Origin of the sequence: Azospirillum oryzae (assembly GCF_008364795.1) — a bacterium.
GTDB lineage: Bacteria > Pseudomonadota > Alphaproteobacteria > Azospirillales > Azospirillaceae > Azospirillum > Azospirillum oryzae.
This window is the reverse complement of sequence record NZ_VTTM01000001.1, coordinates 270415-291789: the sequence shown is the minus strand read 5'-3', so window position 1 is coordinate 291789 and position 21375 is coordinate 270415. Positions and strand designations below refer to the sequence as shown.

At 66.6% G+C, this 21375-nt stretch carries 24 protein-coding genes; 12 read left to right on the top strand and 12 right to left on the bottom strand.

The window, feature by feature from the left end; genetic code table 11:
• Positions 1 to 8 precede the first annotated feature (8 nt).
• The 5 genes from FZ938_RS01390 to FZ938_RS01370 all read right to left on the bottom strand — a co-directional run bounded on the left by FZ938_RS01390 (position 9) and on the right by FZ938_RS01370 (position 5008).
• Entirely contained in the window at positions 9 to 338 is a 330-nt protein-coding gene (locus tag FZ938_RS01390; RefSeq protein ID WP_149196927.1) for a hypothetical protein, read from the bottom strand.
• 355 nt (positions 339 to 693) lie between these two features.
• Positions 694 to 1194, bottom strand: a complete 501-nt coding sequence (gene mobB, locus FZ938_RS01385) for a molybdopterin-guanine dinucleotide biosynthesis protein B (RefSeq protein ID WP_149196926.1) — start codon at positions 1192 to 1194, stop codon at positions 694 to 696.
• 11 nt (positions 1195 to 1205) lie between these two features.
• Positions 1206 to 1808, bottom strand: coding sequence for a CDP-diacylglycerol--glycerol-3-phosphate 3-phosphatidyltransferase (gene pgsA / locus FZ938_RS01380; RefSeq protein ID WP_149196925.1), 603 nt, complete (start codon positions 1806 to 1808; stop codon positions 1206 to 1208).
• Positions 1809 to 1886: 78 nt separating this feature from the next.
• Positions 1887 to 3833 (bottom strand): excinuclease ABC subunit UvrC, encoded by a 1947-nt coding sequence (gene uvrC, locus FZ938_RS01375; protein ID WP_149196924.1) that lies wholly within the window; start codon positions 3831 to 3833, stop codon positions 1887 to 1889.
• A gap of 404 nt (positions 3834 to 4237) precedes the next feature.
• Positions 4238 to 5008, bottom strand: a complete 771-nt coding sequence (locus FZ938_RS01370) for an SDR family oxidoreductase (protein WP_085089474.1) — start codon at positions 5006 to 5008, stop codon at positions 4238 to 4240.
• A 106-nt stretch (positions 5009 to 5114) separates the two neighbouring features.
• On the opposite strand from FZ938_RS01370, the gene FZ938_RS01365 reads away from it, so the two are divergent.
• The 3 genes from FZ938_RS01365 to FZ938_RS30410 all read left to right on the top strand — a co-directional run bounded on the left by FZ938_RS01365 (position 5115) and on the right by FZ938_RS30410 (position 6681).
• A complete protein-coding gene (locus FZ938_RS01365; protein ID WP_149196923.1) occupies positions 5115 to 5930 on the top strand; it encodes a hypothetical protein in 816 nt (271 codons plus the stop codon).
• A 39-nt stretch (positions 5931 to 5969) separates the two neighbouring features.
• Positions 5970 to 6284 carry a hypothetical protein gene (locus FZ938_RS01360; RefSeq protein ID WP_149196922.1) on the top strand — a complete coding sequence of 105 codons (315 nt, stop codon included), beginning with the start codon at positions 5970 to 5972 and terminating at the stop codon, positions 6282 to 6284.
• A 229-nt stretch (positions 6285 to 6513) separates the two neighbouring features.
• A complete protein-coding gene (locus tag FZ938_RS30410; RefSeq protein ID WP_174757286.1) occupies positions 6514 to 6681 on the top strand; it encodes an RSP_7527 family protein in 168 nt (55 codons plus the stop codon).
• Positions 6682 to 6787: 106 nt separating this feature from the next.
• On the opposite strand, the gene FZ938_RS01355 is transcribed toward FZ938_RS30410, so the two are convergent.
• On the bottom strand, positions 6788 to 7168 hold the full coding sequence (locus FZ938_RS01355; protein WP_149196921.1) for a DUF983 domain-containing protein: 381 nt from the start codon (positions 7166 to 7168) through the stop codon (positions 6788 to 6790).
• Positions 7169 to 7522: 354 nt separating this feature from the next.
• On the opposite strand from FZ938_RS01355, the gene FZ938_RS01350 reads away from it, so the two are divergent.
• The 3 genes from FZ938_RS01350 to FZ938_RS01340 are packed head-to-tail and all read left to right on the top strand — an operon-like array spanning position 7523 to position 10249.
• A complete protein-coding gene (locus tag FZ938_RS01350) occupies positions 7523 to 8503 on the top strand; it encodes an ABC transporter substrate-binding protein (RefSeq protein WP_149196920.1) in 981 nt (326 codons plus the stop codon).
• A 43-nt stretch (positions 8504 to 8546) separates the two neighbouring features.
• A complete protein-coding gene (locus FZ938_RS01345) occupies positions 8547 to 9455 on the top strand; it encodes an ABC transporter permease (protein WP_149196919.1) in 909 nt (302 codons plus the stop codon).
• Entirely contained in the window at positions 9452 to 10249 is a 798-nt protein-coding gene (locus FZ938_RS01340) for an ABC transporter ATP-binding protein (RefSeq protein WP_149196918.1), read from the top strand. The genes FZ938_RS01345 and FZ938_RS01340 overlap by 4 nt, the downstream gene beginning before the upstream one ends.
• Here FZ938_RS01340 and FZ938_RS01335 read toward each other — a convergent pair.
• The 6 genes from FZ938_RS01335 to FZ938_RS01310 form a co-directional block, all read right to left on the bottom strand.
• The gene (locus FZ938_RS01335) at positions 10246 to 12057 is read right to left on the bottom strand and encodes a monovalent cation:proton antiporter-2 (CPA2) family protein (RefSeq protein ID WP_149196917.1); all 1812 of its coding nucleotides are present in this window, start codon (positions 12055 to 12057) and stop codon (positions 10246 to 10248) included. The two genes, FZ938_RS01340 and FZ938_RS01335, sit on opposite strands and share 4 nt — an antisense overlap.
• Positions 12058 to 12159: 102 nt before the next feature.
• Positions 12160 to 13005 (bottom strand): FTR1 family iron permease, encoded by an 846-nt coding sequence (locus tag FZ938_RS01330; RefSeq protein WP_149196916.1) that lies wholly within the window; start codon positions 13003 to 13005, stop codon positions 12160 to 12162.
• 37 nt (positions 13006 to 13042) lie between these two features.
• On the bottom strand, positions 13043 to 13390 hold the full coding sequence (locus tag FZ938_RS01325) for a cupredoxin domain-containing protein (protein WP_149196915.1): 348 nt from the start codon (positions 13388 to 13390) through the stop codon (positions 13043 to 13045).
• 178 nt (positions 13391 to 13568) lie between these two features.
• Entirely contained in the window at positions 13569 to 13988 is a 420-nt protein-coding gene (locus FZ938_RS01320) for a GFA family protein (RefSeq protein ID WP_211101027.1), read from the bottom strand.
• Positions 13973 to 14434: a GFA family protein gene (locus tag FZ938_RS01315; RefSeq protein ID WP_149196914.1), complete on the bottom strand. Its 462-nt coding sequence runs from the start codon at positions 14432 to 14434 to the stop codon at positions 13973 to 13975. Before FZ938_RS01315 ends, FZ938_RS01320 begins: the two co-directional genes overlap by 16 nt.
• Before the next feature lie 3 nt (positions 14435 to 14437).
• On the bottom strand, positions 14438 to 14677 hold the full coding sequence (locus tag FZ938_RS01310) for a DUF1127 domain-containing protein (RefSeq protein WP_149196913.1): 240 nt from the start codon (positions 14675 to 14677) through the stop codon (positions 14438 to 14440).
• Positions 14678 to 14848: 171 nt separating this feature from the next.
• On the opposite strand from FZ938_RS01310, the gene FZ938_RS01305 reads away from it, so the two are divergent.
• From FZ938_RS01305 to FZ938_RS01280, 6 genes are all read left to right on the top strand, one after another.
• On the top strand, positions 14849 to 15736 hold the full coding sequence (locus tag FZ938_RS01305) for a transcriptional regulator GcvA (RefSeq protein WP_149196912.1): 888 nt from the start codon (positions 14849 to 14851) through the stop codon (positions 15734 to 15736).
• Positions 15737 to 15793: 57 nt separating this feature from the next.
• Positions 15794 to 16768 (top strand): aspartate carbamoyltransferase catalytic subunit, encoded by a 975-nt coding sequence (locus FZ938_RS01300; RefSeq protein ID WP_149196911.1) that lies wholly within the window; start codon positions 15794 to 15796, stop codon positions 16766 to 16768.
• Positions 16768 to 18075, top strand: coding sequence for a dihydroorotase (locus FZ938_RS01295; RefSeq protein WP_149196910.1), 1308 nt, complete (start codon positions 16768 to 16770; stop codon positions 18073 to 18075). Before FZ938_RS01300 ends, FZ938_RS01295 begins: the two co-directional genes overlap by 1 nt.
• The gene (plsY, locus tag FZ938_RS01290; protein ID WP_211101026.1) at positions 18044 to 18679 is read left to right on the top strand and encodes a glycerol-3-phosphate 1-O-acyltransferase PlsY; all 636 of its coding nucleotides are present in this window, start codon (positions 18044 to 18046) and stop codon (positions 18677 to 18679) included. The genes FZ938_RS01295 and plsY overlap by 32 nt, the downstream gene beginning before the upstream one ends.
• A 258-nt stretch (positions 18680 to 18937) precedes the next feature.
• A complete protein-coding gene (locus FZ938_RS01285) occupies positions 18938 to 20890 on the top strand; it encodes an acetoacetate--CoA ligase (RefSeq protein WP_149196908.1) in 1953 nt (650 codons plus the stop codon).
• Between the two features lies 1 nt (position 20891).
• Complete coding sequence (locus FZ938_RS01280) at positions 20892 to 21350, top strand: hypothetical protein (protein WP_149196907.1); 459 nt, start codon at positions 20892 to 20894, stop codon at positions 21348 to 21350.
• Positions 21351 to 21375 lie beyond the last annotated feature (25 nt).

Here is a 21375-nt window from a genome sequence, read left to right as displayed (position 1 = left end):
CAGAGCGATCACGCAATATCGAAAATTTCCTCTCCATCGCGCATCACATATTTCCCGCACACCCAGCACTTGACCAGATATTTCGATTCCGGATCATTGCGAGTATACGTATACATCACATAGGAATTATTCTTTCGACGCACCCAGAGATCACCGGCTTCGGTGTCTTCCAGCAGGCGATCGCCGGTTTGATCCGGAATATTGTTTAGACTATCGATCACATCGTCAACATCAGCTGCTTCAGCTGCAGTCAACGCCTGAAATAGACGATTAAATTGACGGTGGTATTGAAATAAAATCTTAGGCTTACGACTCAATCTAAACGGCTCGTCGGACACGACCTTCAACCCTTTTTGTTGGGCAACCAGCCTCCCGGCTTGTCACCTTCAATCTTCAATTTCGAAATAAACTCAGAGACTTTCTTTTTGCTACTCGGGTTCAGAGCAATCTTAACCGGCGCCTTTGTTACATGTGGTCCCGCTGAAGGGGGCTGCTGCGGTTTCGATGCCGTCATAGTGGGCCTCACTAACAAATCTGTGTCTGACATATATGTGGCGACCTTTGTCCTGTGGTGTCAACGATAGCAGAATGCGCCAAAACGCATAGCTCCGTCGGAGTCAGGGATAACTCTAACGTCTTATAAGTAGAAAGTCACTTGCATTTTCGCGCATTCAGATGCATGAGCGAGCAAGATCACCCCAACCCGCACCGCTCCACCACAAACGCCGCAACCGCCTCGGCGTCGTTCAGGTCCAGCACCGGCACAGGGCATCGCGGCACGACGCCGTCGCTCGCCACCGCAACGATGGTGGGATCGTCGGGGGCGATCAGCGCCTTGTCCACCTCGGCCCGCCAGACCTCGATCTTCTCGTGCCGGTCGCGCTTGAATCCCTCGACCAGCAGCAGGTCCACCGGAGCCACCTTGGTCACCAGCTGCTCCAGAGTCAGCTCCGGCTCGCCGTCGCGCAGTTCGTGCATCAGCGCCCAGCGGCGGGGGGAGCTGACCAGCACCTCCGTGGCGCCGGCCAAGCGATGGTTGTGGCTGTCCTTGCCGGGATGGTCGATGTCGAAGCCCTTGTGGGCATGCTTGACCGTCGACACACGCAACCCCCGCGCCGTCAGCGCCGGGATCAGCCGCACCATAAGCGAGGTCTTGCCGCTGCCGCTCCAGCCGGTCAGCCCGAAGATTTTCATGTTGGAAACTCTCAACCGGCGCTGCGGGCGGAACGGGCGGTGCCGGGCTTCGCCGGCTGTTCCGCCATCATGTGGGTCAGCCCGGCGCGCATGTAATCCCACCCGGTATAGAAGGTCAGCGCTGCGGCGATCCACAGCCCGACCGTGCCGATGAAGGTCACCGGCAGTTCCGCCGGACCATAATCGCCGACGATCAGGAAACCCAGCGCGATCATCTGGATCGTCGTCTTCCATTTCGCCAGCCAGGTCACCGGCACGCCGACATGCAGCCCGGCCAGATACTCGCGCAGGCCCGACACCAGCACCTCGCGCAGCAGGATCACCACCGCCGGCAGGATCGACAGGCCGGTCAGCCGGTGGAACCCCGCCAGCATGATGAGGGTCGCCGCCACCAGCAGCTTGTCGGCGATGGGGTCCAGGAACTTGCCGATCACGCTTTCCTGCGCCCACGCGCGTGCCAGATAGCCGTCGAACCAGTCGGTGATGCAGGCGGCGGCATAGAGCGAGCACGCGGTATAGGCCGCCCAGGCTTCCGGCACATAGAACAGCCCGACCACCAGCGGGATCACCGCGATTCGCGACAGGGTCAGCAGGTTGGGCAGGCTGGTCAGCATGACGGAAAACTCGAACCGCTGGAGGATGTCGCCGCACGGCACCCGTGAGAGAGCCGGCTGATTTGTTGTGCCCGCATTCTAACCATCGGGATGGAAGTGATCGTATATCTTTTTCGCAACGGCGCGATTGATCCCTTCCACCTCCTCCAGATCGGCCAGCCCGGCGCGCGCCACCGCCGCCCCGCTGCCGAAATGATGCAGCAGGGCCTTCTTGCGGGCGGGCCCGATGCCGGCGATCTCGTCGATCGGTGATTTGCCGATGGCCTTGGTCCGCTTGGCCCGGTGGGTGCCGATGGCGAAGCGGTGGGCCTCGTCGCGCAGCCGCTGCAGGAAATACAGCACCGGGTCGCGCGGCTCCATCTGGAAGGGCGGACGGTTCTCCATGAAGAAATGCTCGCGTCCGGCGTCGCGGTCCGGACCCTTGGCGATGCCGACCAAGGTCACGTCGTCGATGCCCAGTTCCGCGAACACCTCCAGCGCCACGTTCAGCTGTCCCAGACCGCCGTCGATCAGCACCAGATCGGGCCAGGTCCCCAGGGTGCGCTCCGGGTCCTCCTTGACCGCCCGGCCGAATCGGCGGGTCAGCACCTCGCGCATCATGGCGAAGTCGTCGCCGGCCGCCCCCTGCTCGCGGATGTTGAACTTGCGGTAGGCGTTCTTGATGAAGCCCTCCGGCCCGGCGACGATCATCGCACCGATGGCGTGTGCCCCCTGGATGTGGGAGTTGTCGTAGACCTCGACCCTCTCCGGCGGCCCGTCCATGCCGAAGGCGGCGGCAACCCCGTCCAGCAGCCGCGCCTGGCTGGAGCTTTCGGCCAGCCGGCGCCCATGCGCCTCGCGCGCATTGGTCAGGGCATGCTCGACGATCCGCCGCTTCTCGCCGCGCTTCGGCTCGGCCAGTTCCACCTTGTGCCCGGCGCGCACGGCCAGCGCCTCGCTCAGCAGGTCCAGCTCCGGCAGGGCGTGGCTGACCAGCACCAGCGGTGGGGCCGCCTTGTTCTCGTAGAACTGGGCGATGAAGGCGGCCAGCACCTCCTCGGTCTCTGCCGCCTTGTCGTGGCTGGGGAAATAGGCGCGGTTGCCATAGTTGCGTCCGCCGCGGAAGAAGAAGACCTGGATGCAGGTCACCCCGCCCTCGGCATGGGCGGCGATGACATCGGCATCCTCCACCACGCCCTCGACATTGATGTCCTGGTGGGCCTGGATCGCGGTCAGCGCGCGGATACGGTCGCGGTAGCGCGCCGCCGTCTCGAAATCCATCGCTTCGGAAGCGGCCATCATCCGGTCGGCGAACTCCGTCTGGATATCGCGGCTCTTGCCCGACAGGAAGGCGCGCGCCTGACCAACCTGTGCCTGATACTCCGCCGGGCTGACCCGGCCGACGCAGGGCGCGGTGCAGCGCTTGATCTGGTATTGCAGGCAGGGCCGGGTGCGGGCGGCGAACACCGTATCGGCGCAGTTGCGCAGCAGGAAGGCGCGCTGCAGCGCCGTGATCGTCCGGTTCACCGCACCGGCCGACGCGAAGGGGCCGAAGTAATCGGCATCGCGCCCGCGTGCGCCGCGGTGCTTGGTCAGCTGGGGATAGTCGTGGTCCTTCGTGATCATGATGTGCGGAAAGGTCTTGTCGTCCCGCAACAGCACGTTGTAACGCGGCATCAGCTTCTTGATCAGGTTCGATTCGAGAAGCAGCGCCTCCACCTCGGTGTGGGTGTTGACGAACTCCATCGTCTCGGTCTCCGCGACCATGCGCTGGAGCCTGACCGGCAGCTTTCCGACCTGGGTGTAGTTGGTCACCCGGCGCTTCAGGTTGCGCGCCTTGCCGACATACAGGACCGCCCCGTCGCCCGCCAGCATGCGGTAGACGCCCGGCGTCTGCGGCAGGGTCTTCAGATGCTCACGAATGATCTCGACACCCCGGTTGATGTCGGCCGGCTGCCGCTTCGGACGCGCGGCAACGCCCTCACCGCCCGAGGCATCGGTGTCGGAAGAGGAAACCAGGGGCTCTGAGGAATGCGTTTCGGACATGACCAGAATGTCGTCGAGGCGCCGTCGCGGGTCAACCGTTGGGCACGCGAAGGACGCATGCGGAGCGACTCACCCCTCCTGAAGAATATCCACGAAACCTGTGGATAAGTTTGTCGATAACGACGGGGGTAGCCCGTCCGGAGCTAGGCGCCACAACGGGTCGCATGCTTCCGCCCATTTTTTAGGCATTTTTGTTAAGCCATTGATTTCCTTAGGTCAGGCCCGAGTCAAGGCCGGGAATTGACGCGCCGACACAAAATTGTCGCGGGTGTGCAGGCGCCTCTTGCGCGGGGTGGGGCACCTGTGTAAAACGCGCGGTCATTTTCGCCGCACCGCACCCGTCCCGCCGGCCGCAAGGCTCCGGACGGGCGCGCCCGTCCCTGTTCAAGGATTGTAATCCGCCGCTATTCGTTGGGCACGAAGCCATGCGCCGGCTGCGCCCATCCCAGATGTTCCCCACCGTCCAGCGCGATCATCTGGCCGGTCATCGCCGGGGCGGCGATCAGGAACCGGATAGCGGCGCAGACCTCCTCCGGCGTGGTGCCGCGATGCAGCGGGGTCGAGTCCCACTGGGCGGCGAACTCCTCTTCCGTCTGACGGTCGTTGCGCAGGGTGGGACCGGGTCCGATGCCGTTGACGCGGATGCGCGGGGCCAGCGCCAGCGCCATCGTGCGGGTCAGCGCCCACAGCCCCATCTTCGACAGGGTGTAGGATACGAAGTGCGGCGTCGGATTCCATACGCGCTGGTCAATGATGTTGACGATCAGCCCGCGCTCCCCCTCCGGCAACCGCGACGCGAAATCCTGCGACAGCACGAAGGGCGCCCGCAGGTTCGCCTCCATATGCGCATCCCACGATTCGCGGGTGACGTCGGCCATCTCGTCGCGTTCGAAGCGGGAGGCGTTGTTGACCAGCAGGGTCAGCGGACCGAGCCGCTCCGTCACCGCCGGCACCAGCGTCTTCACCTCCGCCTCGCGGTCCAGGTCGGCAGCGAAGGCCATGGCACGACCACCCGCCCGCTCGATCTCGGCGACGACGGCATCGGCCTCCCCGCGGGAGCTTCGGTAATGGACGGCGACGTCCCACCCCTGCCCCGCCAGATCGAGCGCGATGGCCCGCCCGATGCGCTTGCCGGCCCCGGTCACCAGAGCCGTTTTCCTCTTGATCTCGACCATGGCGCCATAGGTACCTTGCCACCGCCGCGGGTCAAGGGGTGAGACGGCCCAAAGCCGGGCCGATGCCGAAGTTGGCGGCGAAGTTGGTGGAAGGGGTAAGCCGGCGATGTTGCGCGAAGCCTTCGAATATTTGACCACGCCCTGCCCACCGCTGGCCCGCCGTTTCGGCTATCTGTCGGAGATGGTGGCCCTGGGGGCCCGCCACCGCCGGCAGAGGCGGACCTGGGCGCCGCATGTCGCGGCCTGTCACCGCTTCATCGATCAGGCGATGCAGCGGGTGGAGCCGGGCGGACGGGCCTTGGTGGCCGGCTCCGGGTTGCTGATCGAAATTCCGCTGGAAACGCTGACCGCCCGCTTCGACGAGGTGGTCCTGGCGGACGTGCTGCACAGCCGAACCGTCCGCCGCCGCGCGGCGGCCCTGCCCAATGTCCGCCTTGTCGAAATGGATGTCAGCGGCGCGCTGGCGCCGCTTGCCGCCGCGCTGGACACCGGCGGCCGCCTGCCCACCGATTTCGAACCGCCGATTCCCGACGGCGGCCCGTTCCGCTTTGCCGTGTCCTGCAACCTGCTGTCCCAACTGCCGCTGCTGCCGCTGGAAGCGGTGGAACGCCGCGCCCCGGCGACCACGGAGGCGGAGCGGACGGCCTTCGCCCTGCGCATGGTCCATGGCCATCTCTGCTGGCTGTCCGCCATCGCCGAACGCGCGGCCCTGTTCACCGACATCGACGCCTCCTGGATGCATGGCGGCACGGTGACGGAGGTGGAGGATTCGACCTGGGGCTTGGCCCTTCCCGCCCCCGATATGTCCTGGCTTTGGGACATCGCCCCGGCGCCGGAGCAGGACCGGCGGCAGGACCTGCGCCACAGCGTCGGCGGCTGGTTCGACGTGCGGACGGTGACGAGTGTCCTTCCACCCTGTTGAGGGAACCGAGACCTCGACACAGCAGACGGGAGAGCGCCCATGGCCGCCGATGACCGCAACCGCGGTATCAATGACCGCACCGGAGACGACCGTCCAAAAGATGACCGGCCGAAAGACGACCGCAACGTCGGCAACGCCACCGGCCCCGGCGCAGGCGGCCCCATCGACCAGCCCGACGAGGGCTTTGGCATTCCGGGCAGCGAGGAGGCGGGCGGACTCGGCACCGGTCCCCTGCCGCCGCGACAGCCCGACCGTCCACAGGGCCAGACCACCAGGGGAACCGAACCGGGATCTTCGGACCGTATCGTCTCCGACCGCAACGTCGCGGTCGATGGGGCGCGGGACCGCAAGTAATCGGTACGGCGAACTACTGCCGGAGAGGCCACGGACCATGGCGGCCGACAATAGTTCGCACCTCCGTTTATTGATAAAGCTGATACGGAAACGGTCGGGCGGCATTGCGCGAACTGCGCTTCTTGGGACAGTGGTTCTGCCCTATCTTGGGTCTCACAAGGCGAACGAATGCCTCATACCAACCCAAGGGAGTGGACGTCTCTCACCTCACGTGGAGATTCCCAAAGCCATGAACAGCAATTTCAACGAAGTCCGCGCTCCCCGTTCCTACGACGAGATCATGCTGGCCGCCCGCCAGATGCGCGCCGACCACCTGCGCGACCTGTTCGGCAAGCTGCGCGCCAACCTGTTCGGCGCCCGTGCCGGCCACGGCACCGCGCTGCCGAGCGTTCGCTGACGGCAGATGGGCCGCCGCCGACCGGCGAGGCTCCAGCCAGATAAGGAAACGGCACCGTGCAATGCTGCGCGGTGCCGTTTTCGCATCTAGGATACTCTCCAACCCGCTACCCGCGTTCCGACCCCGGTGCGCCGGTGCACCACAGAAGACCCAACACCAGACCCTTGCAGCGCGGCAGCAGGACCAGCGTCAGCAGCAGGGTCAGCGCCGGCCAGATGGCCAGATGCAACCAGGTCGGCGGCTCATAGGTCTGTTCGACGAACAGCAGGGCGGGGATGACGATGTGGCCGACGATCAGGATGGTCATCCAGGGCGGCGCATCGTCGGCGCGCAGATGGCCATAAGCCTCCCCACAGGCCGAGCAATGGTCCACCGGCTTCAGGAAGTTCCGCAGCAGCCGGCCGCGCCCGCAATTGGGACAGCAGCCGATCAAGCCGCGGAAAGAGGCTAGAAACTTCGACGGAGCCGCTTCGGTCCCTGCGATCATGGCCACTCCTTCCGTGTTGCCCACAATATAGGCTCTTGCCCGCCAAACCACACCCCCGATTGCGGACAGGTCGGGCATGCGGAGGTCGGGATCGCGGCGACCGTCCGGATTTTCGTGCCGTCCTTATCCCGTCCGTCACCCCGTGCTATGAAGTGTGCAGCCTGTTTGCCGCTACGGAGAAGACATGGGAGGGGACCCGATGGATCGGACGCCGGATGAAACAATGGAACATCTCCCGGATTCTGTTTCATAGCGTTTCAAATGTTCAACTCCAGCCTCCCCAACCCTGCTGCCGAGTTGACGGCGGCGACCGCGCGGTCTAGGGGAAGACCTTTGCGTTCCGGAGACCCAGCCATGCCCGTCACCCGTCTGTTGTGCGCCGCCGCGGCCCTCGCCGCCTTCGTCGGTCCGTTCGCCGCCCCGGTTTCGGCGATGGCGCAGACCAAGACCGTCGCCATCACCGCCATCGTCCAGCACCCGGCGCTCGACGCGACCCGCGACGGCGTGGTGGAGGCGTTGAAGGACGCCGGCTACGTCCAGGGCCAGAACCTGAAGGTCGAATACCAGAGCGCGCAGGGCAGCCCGGCCACCGCCGCGCAGATCGCCCGCCAGTTCGCCGGCTCCCGCCCCGACGTGATCGTTCCGATCTCCACCCCGTCGGCCCAGGCGGTGGCGGCGGCGACCCGCGACATTCCGGTGGTCTTCACCGCGGTGACCGATCCGGTGTCGGCCCAGCTGGTGAAGTCGATGGACAAGCCCGGCGCCAACATCACCGGCCTGTCCGACATGGCCCCGGTTGGCGAGCATGTCGCCCTGATCCGCGAAATCCTGCCGCAGGCCAAGCGCATCGGCGTCCTCTACAACCCGGGTGAGCCGAACTCCATCGTGCTGGTCAAGGCGCTGAAGGACGAGGCCGCCAAGGCCGGCCTGACCGTGGTCGAGGCCTCCGTGCCGAAGTCGTCGGATGCCCAGCAGGCGGTGCGCAGCCTCGTCGGCAAGGCCGATGCCGTCTACATCCCGCTCGACAACACCGTCGTCTCGGCGCTGGAAAGCGTGATCGCCGTCGGCCAGCAGGCCAAGCTGCCGATCTTCTCCGCCGACACCGACAGCGTCGCCCGCGGCACCGTCGCCTCGATCGGCTTCGACTATCTCCAGGTCGGCAAGCAGACCGGCGCCATCGTCGCCCGCGTCCTGAAGGGCGAGAAGCCGGGCGACATCCCGGTGTCGCTCGCCAAGGGCACCGACCTGTTCGTCAACCCGAAGTCCGCCGCCGCCATGGGCGTCACCCTGCCCGACGCGGTGGTGAAGCGCGCGACGAAGGTGGTTGGACAGTAAGGCGCCTGCCTGCACCTGCCCGCACCTGAACAAAAGCACCGCAATGACCGAAATCGCCCTCTTCGGCGCCATCGAGATCGGCCTCGTCTATGCGCTGGTCGCCATCGGCGTCTATCTGTCCTTCCGCATCCTGGACTTCCCCGACCTGACGGTGGACGGAAGCTTTCCGCTGGGGGCGGCCGTCTGCGCGGTGCTCTTGATCGCCGGCGTCAACCCCTGGCTCGCCAGCCTCGCCGCCGCGCTGGCCGGGGCGGCGGCCGGGCTGGTGACGGCGACGCTGAACGTGCGCTTCAAGATCCTGCATCTGCTCGCCAGCATCCTGACGATGATCGCCCTGTTCTCCGTCAACCTGCGGGTCATGGGGCGGCCGAACGTGGCTCTGCTGATGCAGGACACGGTGCTGACGCCTTTCTATGGACTCGGGATTCCCGACCACATCGTCCGCCCGCTGGTGGTCGGCGTCATCGTCGCCGTCGTCGTCCTGCTGCTCGCCCGCTTCCTGTCCAGCGAGTTCGGACTGGCGATGCGGGCGACCGGCGTCAATGCACGGATGGCGCGGGCGCAGGGTGTCGACACCGACGCTCATGTCTATGCCGGCATCGCCCTGTCCAACGCCCTGACCGGTCTTGCCGGCGCCCTGTTCGCCCAGACCAACGGCTTCGCCGACGTGACGACCGGCATCGGCACCATCGTGGTCGGCCTTGCCGCCGTGATCGTCGGCGAAACGGTACTGCCTGCCCGCACCCTGGCTCTGGCCTTGGTCGGCTGCGTCGCCGGCTCGATCCTCTACCGCCTCGCGGTGCAGTTGGCGCTGTCGGCCGATTCCATCGGCTTGCAGGCTTCCGACCTCAATCTGGTGACCGCGGTTCTGGTCGCGGTCGCCCTGATCCTGCCGCGCTTGAGGGCCAAGGCCTCCCGTAGCGTCTCCCGCAGCCCGAGTGCCGCCAAATGATCGTCGTCGAGGATATCCACGTCACCTTCGGCCGCGGCACGCCGCTGGAAAAGCATGCGCTGCGCGGCGTCGACCTGACCATCCCGGAGGGGGAGTTCGTCACCGTCATCGGCTCCAACGGCGCCGGCAAGTCGACCTTCCTCGGCTCGCTGGCCGGTGATGTGCTGGCGGAGCAGGGGCGCATCTCCATCGACGGCACCGACGTCACCCGCTGGGACACGCCGCGCCGGGCCGGGCTGGTCGCCCGCGTCTTCCAGGACCCGATGGCCGGCAGTTGCGCCGCCTTGACCATCGAGGAGAACATGGCGCTGGCCGCCGCCCGCGGACGCCGCCGCGGCCTTGGGCTGGCGCTGGGCAGCGACCGCCGCAGGAACTTCCGCGACCGCATCGCCGCGCTCGGCCTGGGTCTGGAGAACCGGCTGCACGACCGCATGGGCCTGCTGTCCGGCGGGCAGCGTCAGGCGGTCAGCCTGCTGATGGCGACGCTGGCCGGCTCCAAGATCCTGCTGCTGGACGAGCACACCGCTGCGCTCGACCCCGCCACCGCCGATTTCGTGCTGGACCTGACCCGCCGCATCGTCCGCGACAACCGCCTGACCACGCTGATGGTCACCCATTCGATGCGGCAGGCGCTGGATTATGGCGACCGCACGCTGATGCTGCACGAGGGGCGCGTCGTCCTCGACGTGGCGGGGGAGGAACGCGCCGGCCTGGACGTGCCGCACCTGCTCGCCCTGTTCGCCAAGCAGCGCGGCGGGGTGGAGATCAGCGACGACAGCCTGCTGATCGGCTAGGCCCTCGCCGTCCTCGCCTCGGCCTGCGCCACGTGCTCGTCCTCGCGATCCGCCTCGAACAGCGACTGAAGCTCCGCCGCGGCATCACGGGAGGTCTGGATCAGCTTGGTCTCGTCATTGTGAACGGCGTGCTGACGGATCAGGGTGCGTTCGTCATGGGCCCGGAAGGTGTCGAGCGTCCGCGTGACCTCCCCCTCCGCCATGCCCATCTGGCGCAGCACGTCGCCGGTCAGGCGGATGCTGCTGTCGAAGGTCTCGCGCACGATGTGGCTGACGCCACGGTCCATTAGATGGTGGACATGGCGGCGGTTGCGGGCGCGGGCGAAGATGGTCAGGTTGGGGAAATGCCGGGTCGCCATCTCCACCACCCGCAGCGACTGCTCCATGTCGTCCAGTGCCACCACCAGGACCTTTGCCTTCTCCGCACCGGCGGCGCGCAGCAGCTCGACCCGCGTCGGGTCGCCGTAATAGGCCTTGCTGCCGAACTTGCGGACGAAATCGACCTGGGCCGCACTGCTCTCCAGCGCGGTGAAGGCGATGCCACGCATCCGCAGCACACGGCCGACCACCTGCCCCACCCGACCGAAGCCGCAGATGATGACCGGCGGGTTGTCGTCGGGCGGGTTGTCGAAAGGACGCTTGGGCTTCGCCGACATCAGGCGCGGCGCAAACCAGCGCTCCTCCGCCGCGAACAGGAACGGCGTCGCCAGCATCGACAGGGTGACCACCAGCATCGCCGCCGACGCCTGTTCGCCGGCCATCACACCGCCGCCGACGGCCAGCCCGAACAGCACGAAACCGAACTCGCCGCCCTGGCTCAACACTGTCGCCATCCGCGTCGCTCCTGCCCACGGCACCCCGGCGATGCGGGCGAGAACAAGCATCACCAGCGCCTTCACCACCAGCAACGCCAGGGCAAGGCCGAGGAAGCGGACGGGATGCGCCATCAGCGTCGGCACATCGGCTCCCATGCCGACCGACACGAAGAACAGCCCGAGCAGCAAGCCCTCGAAAGGTTCGATATCCGCCTGCACCTCGTGCCGGTATTCCGAATCCGACAGCAGGACGCCGGCCATGAAGGCGCCCAGCGACATCGACAGCCCGGCCTCCTGGATCAGCACTGCGGTGCCGATGACGATCAGCAGGGCGGTGGCGGTAAAGATTTCGGGCGCGCCGGCCCGGTCGACCGCGTGGAAGATCGGCCGCAGTAGATAGCGCCCTCCGATCAGCACCACGACCACGGCGACCGCCGCCTTGGCGACGGACAACCACGCGCCGTCGGCCTGGGGAACGCTGCCAGTGCCCAGCAGCGGCAGCAATGCTACTGCAGGAATGATGGCGAGGTCCTGGAACAGCAGGACGGAAAAGGCGTTGCGCCCGGATTGATTGGCGAGCAGCCCGCGCTCCGCCATCATCGGCAGCGCCATGGCGGTGGAGGACAGGGCGAAGCCGAAGCCCAGAACCACCGCCGTCGGCCAAGCGAGTCCCAGCCCCCAGCCGCACAGCGCGGTGATCACGGCGCCGGTTACCGCGACCTGCGCACCGCCCAATCCCAGCACCGATTTCCGCATGACCCACAAGCGGGCTGGCCTCAGTTCCAGCCCGATCAGGAACAGCAGCATGACGACGCCGAGTTCCGAGGCGTGGGCGATCGCCCCCACGTTGGTCACCAGCCCAAGCCCGGCCGGACCCACCGCCAGCCCGGCGGCGAGATAGCCGAGCGGCGCACCGAACCCGAACCTTTTTGCCACCGGCACGGCGACCACCATCGCCGCCAGCAGCACAACCAACGTCACAAGTTCCGCCATGTCCCCCGCCGCTCGACTGTCGCAGGGGCACTATGGCGCGAATTCCATGGCCGATGCCAGACGCTTAACCGTCAGCCCGGCCATATACCCAGATACTATTGATTATTCGGCCGCGGAGGCCACGCGCGAATTGTTCGACGGCGGCGCCCCGCTGGCAGCCCAGCGGGTCAGCAGAAGGATGCCGACGACCACGCCGACATAGGCGATCAGCTGCGCTTCCGTCGGACGGTCGGTGTAGCCGACCAGCACATGCAGCGCCTGCCCGACGAGGCTGTTGTCGCGCAGGACGTCCGAGGTATCCCACAGCACGGTGCCACCCGCCATCAGGATGCCGCCCTGCGCCAGGAAATTGACCGCCGTGGCGGCCATGCCGGCAGCCAGCAGCGTCAGCAGCCACGTGGTCGTGGCGAACAGATGTCTTGTCGGGATCTGCAGCAGCCCGGCATAGAGCAGGACGGAGACCAGCGCGCCCAACGCCATGCCGCCCAGCCCGCCGGTGGCCACCGTGGCGATGCCGCCCTCTTCCGATGCGAGGATGCCGGTCAGGAACAGGACGACCTCCGATCCCTCGCGCAGCACGGCGACGCCGATGACGATCGCCAGCGCCGCCAGCGACTTCTCCCCGCTCTGCACCGCACGGCCGACCGCCTTCATGTCACGCGCCAGTTCGCGGCCATGCTGCGCCATCCAGGCATTGTGCCAGGCCAGCATGACGACGGCGATCAGCAGGACGGTGGCGTTGAACATCTCCTGCCCGGTATCGGCGAACAGCGAGCTGATGCCGTCGGCGAAGGCGGCGACGATGCAGGACCCGACGATTCCACCGACGATGCCCAGCGAAATCGACCGGCCGCGGCCGGGCACTCCCTGCGTCGCGGCCAGCACGATGCCGACGATGAGGCCCGCTTCGAGGACCTCACGAAAGACGATGATCAGACTGGCGAGCATGGTCGTCTCCGGTACTGGGCGGTCTTCTGGGACAGCGTCACTCGGCGATCACGACGCCTTGCGCCGTCGCTTCGTGGAATTCGCCGAAGAAGGGATAGCGCCCCGGCTTCAGCGGACCGACCATGACCTTGATCTGCTTGCGGCCGCCGACGATCTTCTCGACCTTCATCTCGCCGCTTTCGAACTCTTCCGAGGTGGCGTCCTGGTTGTCGACCAGCAGGGTCACCCGCTTGTTCGCCGGAATCCTGACCTCCGCCGGCTCGAACTTGTGATCCTTGATGACGATGGTCACCGTGTCGGCAGCCTGAGCCGGGACGGCATGGATCAGGGCGGCACCGGACAAGGCGATGCCGAAGGCGGCGGAAAGCAGAGAGACACGACGCATTCGCGGAAAACCTCAGGGGCTGGTGGGCCATTGCTTCTGAAAATCATTCTCACTCAAGCCCCCCGGGGTCAAATGAAAAGGCACCCGCAGGCTCCGCAACGCACCTGCGACGGAATCGCGCACCCCGCCGGGGTCCCGCCGATTCGCAAGGCTCCCCGCACCCTGAATCCCTGCCCCGCTACTCCTGCTCGGACGAGCCGGGGAACTGCTCCAGCCCGTCGGTGATTTCATAGTAGTCGGCCTTGTCGGCCACATAGCCATGGCGGAGCGTCGTCAGCCCGGTCGGCTGGTCCAGGCTGCCCGCCGCGATCTCGATCTCGGTCTTGCCGTCGCCCTTCCAGAACAGGGACGACCCGCAGCGCCCGCAGAACCCCCGCTCCGCGATGGCGGAGGAACGGTACCAGGACAGCGTTTCATCGGCGTCGAAGGTGACGGTATCGCGCGGAACCGTGACATAGGCGCCGATGTGGCCGTGAAAGCGGAGGCACTGGCCGCAATGGCAGGTCACGACCCCGTCCGGCCGTTCCGCCAGCAGGAAGCGCACGCCGCCGCACAGGCAACCGCCGGCCAGAGCCCGCCCCGTCATGCCTTCGGACATTCCACCACATCTCCCGTGCTGGTCCGCCGCTCGACACCATCGTCGCCGATGTCGTAATAGGCGCCCTTTTGGTCGACGAAGATATGGCGATCCACCCGCAGCCCAGACGCATCATCCAGGCTTCCGGCGGTCACCGTGATCCGGCGCTCCGCACCGGCCTGTTCCAGCGCCTCCCAGAACAGCCCGGCACCGCAACGCGCGCAGAAGCCGCGCCGGGCCCGCTCGGAGGAGGCGTACCACGTCAGTGTCGAGTCGGTGAGCAGACGCAGCGCCGCGCGGGGCAGGCCGGTGTAGGCGCCGACATGGCTGTGCTGGCGCCTGCACTGGGAACAATGGCAGAAGGAGATCGGCTCCGGCCGGGTGTCGATGGCATAGCGCACGCCGCCGCACAGACAGCCGCCGGTCCAGACCCGCTCCCCCACCCCGCTTGCCTTCACGTCGCCCATCACTCAGCCCCGCCAGAACGGCTTTTCGGCCTCATAGTCCGCGTCGACACGGGAAATGCCGATGTCGGACAGCAGATGGTCGGGCAAAGCTTCCAGCGCGCGGCGCTGCCGGCGGCGTTCGTTCCAGGTCGCAAGGCGGTCGAACAGCGCCACCACGTGCCCGCCCAACCCACTGCCGGCCTTGACCGGCTTGCGGACGAACAGTTCTGCGCTGGAGATCGGTGAGTGCATTCCCTTTGCCATGATCCGTTTCCCTCCGGTGAATGGGGAGCGGGGCGTTGGCCTCGCCGCTCCGATTGTCAGATCGCTTGTGAAACTGAGGATGGTACAGAGACCGCTTGCCGACAAACGACGCTTTCTCATAGAATCGATTAGCTCAGCTAATCCGAATCCAGCCGCCGGTCCGTCCCCGCCATGTCCCGCCGCCTACCCCCGCTGAACGCGCTTCGCGCATTCGAAGCCGCCGCACGCCATCTTTCCTTCACAAAAGCCGCGGATGAGCTGCATGTGACGCAGGCCGCCGTCAGTCACCAGATCAAGGCGCTGGAAGAGTGGCTCGGATTACCGCTGTTTCGCCGAATGAACCGGGCGCTGGCACTGACCGAGGCCGGGCAGAGCTACCTGCCGCCGGTGCGCGAGGCGATGGACACATTGTCCCAGGCGACCGACCGCCTGATCCGCGCCGACAGCAGCGGCACGCTGACCATTTCCACCATGCCCAGCTTCGCGTCGAAATGGCTGGTGCCGAGGCTGGTGCGTTTCCAGAAGCGCCATCCGGAAATGGATGTGCGGGTCCACAGCACGTCACAGGTGGTGGACTTCGCCCGCCACGACGTCGATCTGGCAATCCGCTTCGGCAATGGCCTGTGGCCGGATTTGCGGGTCGAACGGCTGCTGACCGAGGACATCTTCCCGGTCGGCCATCCGTCGCTGCTGTCCGGCGACCGGCCGCTGGTCAATCCGGAGGATCTGCGGCACCACACGTTGCTGCACGACGACTACAACATCTCCTGGGCGGTCTGGTGCCGGGCGGCGGGGATCGAGGGGGTGGACACCGACCGCGGCCTGCGATTCGACGATTCCTCCTTCACGCTGCAGGCGGCGATCAACGGCCACGGCATTGCGCTCGCCCGCGGCGTGCTGGTGGCCGACGACATCGCCGCCGGACGGCTGGTCCGCCTGTTCGAGGTGCGGCTGCCGGGAAGCCTCGCCTACTACGTCGTGGCGCCACAACATTACTTTTCCCGGCCCAAGGTGAAGGCCTTCCACGACTGGTTGTTCGAAGAGGCTGAAGCGGTCTGAAAAGCACCGAATTGAGCGGCTTGCGGGCGAAACGGACCGCTCCTATAGTCCGCGCCCATGAGCGCGAACCCGTCCCCCGACACGGTCTTCCCGCACCGCCATCTCCTCGGAATCGAGGGGCTGCGGGCCGGCGAGATCACCCAGATCCTCGACCTTGCCGATGGCTATGTCGAGCAGAACCGCCGCCCCGTGAAGAAGTCCAGCCTGTTGGACGGCCGCACGCAGGTGAACCTGTTCTTCGAGAACTCCACCCGCACCCGCACCAGCTTCGAGCTGGCCGGAAAGCGGCTGGGGGCCGATGTCATCAACATGTCGACCGACAGCAGTTCGGTGAAGAAGGGCGAGACCCTGATCGACACGGCGATGACGCTGAACGCCATGCACCTGGACGCGCTGGTGGTGCGCCACGCCGATTCGGGCGCGGTGAAGCTGCTGGCCGACAAGGTCAACTGCTCCGTCATCAACGCCGGCGACGGCCACCACGAACACCCGACCCAGGCCCTGCTGGACGCGCTGGCAATCCGCCGCCGTCTCGGCCGGCTGGATGGGCTGATCGTGGCGATCTGCGGCGACATCCTGCACAGCCGCGTCGCGCGCTCCAACATCCACCTGCTGAACGCCATGGGCGCCCGGGTGCGCTGCGTCGCGCCGCCGACCCTCCTGCCCTCGCAGATCGAACGACTGGGCGTCGAGGTCCATCATTCGATGAAGACCGGCCTGCGCGACGCCGACGTGGTGATGATGCTGCGCCTGCAGACCGAGCGGATGAGCGGCCAGTATGTCCCCTCGACCCGCGAATACTTCTACTTCTACGGTCTCGATTACGAGAAGCTGGAGGTGGCGAAGCCCGACGCGGTCATCATGCATCCCGGTCCGATGAACCGTGGCGTCGAGATCGACTCCGAGGTCGCCGACGACCTCAAGCGCTCGATGATCCTCGATCAGGTGGAGCTTGGCGTCGCCGTGCGCATGGCCGTGCTCGACCTGCTGACCCGTGAACGCCGCCTGTCCGACCTTGCGGGAGCCGTCTGATGAGTGCCCCGACGAACCCCCGTATCGTCTACCGCAACGCCCGCCTGCTCGATCCGGCGACGGGCCTGGACCAGCGCGGCGACCTGCTGATCGACGGCGAGACGATCGGCGATTTCGGCCCCGGCCTGTTCAACGACTCCACGCCCGAAGGGACGGAGGTCATCGACCTCGCCGGCCGATGCCTCGCCCCCGGCCTCGTCGACATGCGGGTGCTGATCGGCGAACCCGGCGAGGAAGAGAAGGACACCATCAAGAGCGCCTCGCGCGCCGCGGCTGCCGGCGGCATCACCGCCATGGCGCTGCTGCCCAACACCGACCCGGTGCTGGACGAGGTCGCCGGACTGGAATTCATCGCGCGCCGCGCCCGCGAGGTGAAGCTGGTCAAGGTCTTCGCCTATGGCTCCGCCACCCGCGGCACCGAAGGCAATGAGATCACCGAGATGGGCCTGCTGGGTCAGGCCGGTGCGGTCGCCTTCACCGACGGCACCAAGGCCATCGTCAGCGCCAAGACGATGCGCCGGGCGCTCAGCTACGCCAAGACCTTCGGCAAGCTGATCGTCCAGCATCCGGAAGAGCCGTCGCTGGCATCCGGCGGCATGATGAATTCGGGCGAGATCGCCACCCGCCTCGGCCTCGTCGGCATCCCGCGTGAAGCCGAGATCATCATGATCGAGCGCGACCTGCGGCTGGCCGAACTGACCGGCGGGCGCCTGCATTTCGCCCATATCAGCACCGGTGAATCGGTCGACCTGATCCGCCGCGCCAAGGCGCGCGGGTTGAAGGTGACCTGCGACACGGCTCCGCATTACTTCGCCCTGACCGAGACCGACGTCGGCGACTACCGCACCTATGCCAAGGTCTCCCCGCCGCTACGCGGCGAGATGGACCGGCGCGCCATTGTCGAGGGTTTGGCCGACGGCACCATCGACGCCATCGCCTCCGACCATGTGCCGCAGGATCAGGACCAGAAGCGACTGCCCTTCGCCCAGGCCGCCCCCGGCGTCGTCGGGCTGGAGACGCTGTTCCCGCTGACTCTGGAATTGGTGCACAAGGGCAAGATGCCGCTGCTGAAGGCTCTCGCCTGCGTCACCGCCAACCCGGCGGCGATCCTCGATCTGCCGCTCGGCCGCATCGTCAAGGGCGGGCCGGCCGATCTGGTCGTCTTCGACCCCGACGTGCCGTGGCAGATCGACGTCACCCGCTTCAAGTCGAAGTCGAAGAACTCGCCCTTCGAAAATCGCCCTGTCCAGGGTCGGCCGCTGCGCACCATCGTCGATGGCCGCACCGTCTGGCAGGCGGAGGACTGATCCGGTGCCGATCCTCCTGTTCGCCGCGCTGCTGGGCTACCTGCTGGGCTCGATCCCCTTCGGGCTGGTGCTGACCCGGATGGCCGGTCTGGGCGATATCCGCCAGATCGGTTCCGGCAATATTGGCGCCACCAACGTCCTGCGGACCGGCAACAAGCCGTTGGCGCTCGCCACCCTGCTGCTCGACGGCGGCAAGGGGGCCATCGCCGCATTGCTGGCGCAGTGGCTGGCCGGGCCGGAAGCGGCGGTGCTGGCCGCCGGCGGCGCCATGCTGGGCCACAGCTTCCCGGTCTGGCTGGGCTTCAAGGGCGGCAAGGGTGTCGCGACGGCGATCGGCGTTCTGCTGGCGGTGTGCTGGCCGGTTGGGCTGCTCGCCTGCCTGACCTGGATCGTCATGGCAGCGCTGTTCCGCATCTCCTCGCTGTCGGCGCTGACGGCGCTGGGCATCAGCCCGCTGACCGGCTGGTATTTCGGCGGGCCGCTGGTCGGCGGCCTCTGCCTGTTCATCGCGGCGCTGGTCTTCATCCGCCACGAGACGAACATCCGTCGCCTGTTGAAAGGCGAGGAGCCGAAGATCGGATCGGGCAAGAAGAAGGCTGCCTGAGCGGTCCGAATCGAAGAAACAGATCGAACGGGCGGCGGGGAGGCGACTCCCCGCCCATTTCATTTGCAGTCCTCTGATTCCGTTGGCATTCCGCCGCCCTTGCTCCTGCGCCTGCCATCCCGCTTCCGTCCACCCGGGCAAAGACAACCGGGGCGGCCATGCGCTATGCTGCACGGCAATCCGGGGCACGAACAAGCAACCCGGCAGGTGAGCCGGCGGCTGGCGCCGGCGGACAACGAGACGCTGAGGGAACCGAGAATGGACACTCCGCTGTGGAGCCCGAGTGAGGAGCGCATCGCGCAGGCCAACCTGACCGCTTTCCGCGAGGCGGCGAATGCGCGATTCGGACTGCGGCTGGACGATTACGACGCGCTCTACAACTGGTCGATCGCGGAGAAGGAGCGGTTCTGGCGCTTCCTGTGGGAGTGGGCCGGGCTGACCGGCGACCTCGGCAGCGTCGATCTGCTGGACGGCGACAAGATGCCGGGCGCCCGCTGGTTCCCCGAAGCCCGTCTCAGCTATGCCGAGAACCTGCTGGCCGGCGCACCGGACGACAACGCCGTCATCTTCTGGGGCGAGGACAAGGTCAAGTACCGCTGGAGCGGGACGGAATTGAAGGCCACCGTTTCCCGTCTGCAGCAGGCGCTGAAGGCCAAGGGCGTCGGCAAGGGCGACCGCGTCGCCGCCATCATGCCGAACATGCCGGAAACGCTGGCGGCGATGATCGCCACCACCAGCCTTGGCGCGGTGTGGTCCTCCTGCTCGCCCGACTTCGGCATCCAGGGCATCACCGACCGCTTTGGCCAGATCGAGCCGAAGGTGGTCTTCGCCCCCGACGCCTACTGGTACAACGGCAAGAGCCACGACGTCCGCGCCAAGGTGGCGGAAGTCCTGAAGGACCTGCCGACCGTCGTCGCCACCGTCATCGTTCCCTATGTCGACAAGGCGCCCGACCTGTCGTCAATCCCGGGCGCGGTCGGCTTCCAGGACTTCATGGCGCCCCACCCGGCGGTCGAGCCGACCTTCGAGCGCGTCGCCTTCGACCATCCGCTGTTCATCCTCTATTCGTCCGGCACCACCGGAAAGCCGAAATGCATCGTCCACGGCACCGGCGGCACCATCCTTCAACATGTGAAGGAGCACCGGCTGCATTGCGACCTGAAGCCCGGCAACCGTCTGTTCTACTTCACCACCTGCGGCTGGATGATGTGGAACTGGCTGGTGACCGGGCTGGCCAGCGGCACGACGCTGGTCCTCTATGACGGGTCGCCCTTCGCCCCCAACGGCAACATCCTGTTCGACTATGCCGATGCGGAACAGGTGACCCTGTTCGGCACCTCGGCCAAATTCATCCAGTCGCTGGAGAAGTCGGGGCTGGAACCGATGAAGACCCACTCGCTCGCAAGCGTCCGCGCCCTGGCCTCCACCGGCTCGCCGCTGATGCCGGAGAACTTCGAGTTCGTCTATCGCTCGATCAAGCAGGACATCCACCTCGCCTCGATCAGCGGCGGCACCGACATCATGTCCTGCTTCGTGCTGGGCAACCCGATCTCCCCGGTGTGGAAGGGTGAGATCCAGACGCGCGGCCTCGGCATGGCGGTGGAGGCGTTCGACGACAACGGCCACGCCGTGCGCGGCGAGAAGGGCGAACTGGTCTGCACCCGTCCCTTCCCCAGCATGCCCATTGGTTTCTGGGCCGATCCGGACGGGTCGAAGTACCGTTCCGCCTATTTCGACCGCTTTCCCAATGTTTGGGTCCATGGCGACTTCATCGAGCAGACCGAGCATGGCGGCTGGGTGATCTACGGCCGTTCGGATGCGGTGCTGAACCCCGGCGGCGTGCGCATCGGCACGGCGGAAATCTACCGCCAGGTCGAACAGCTGCCGGAAATCATGGAGGCGGTCTGCATCGGCCAGGAATGGGACGGTGACGTGCGCGTCGTGCTGTTCGTCGTCCTGCGCGAGGGGCTGAAGCTGGACGAGGCGCTGGCCGCCACCATCCGCAAGCGGATCAAGGACAACTGCTCCCCCCGCCATGTCCCGGCGAAGATCGTCCAGGTCACCGACATCCCGCGCACCCGCTCCGGCAAGATCACCGAACTGGCGGTGCGCGACGCCGTCCACGGCCGTCCGATCAAGAACACCGAGGCGCTGTCCAATCCGCAGGCGCTCGACGAGTTCCGCGAACGGATGGAACTGAGCGGGGCGTGAGGTGGCGCCGCCGCTGTTCCTCGACCTGGACGGCGTGCTTGCCGATTTCGACCGCGGCGTGGTCGCGGTCACCGGCAAGCGGCCGGAACAGCTGCCGATGAAGGAGATGTGGCAGGCCCTGTCCCGCCACTCCGATTTTTTCGGCACGCTGGACTTCATGCACGACGCGCAGGAGCTTTGGAATTTCTGCGCGCCGCATCGGCCGACCATCCTGACCGGCCTGCCCCTGGGCAGTTGGGCACCCGACCAGAAGAAGCGCTGGGTCGCCCGCATGCTGGGGGCCGAGGTGCCGGTCATCACCTGCATGGCTCGCGACAAGGCGCGCTACGCCAGTCCCGGGGCCATCCTGGTCGATGACCGCGAGAAGGCCCGCGATCCGTGGGAGGCGGCCGGCGGACGCTTCATCCTCCACCGCGATGCGGCGGCGAGCATCGCCGAACTGGCGAGGCTGGGATTCTGAACGTGACAAGGGGCGGCACCCGTGT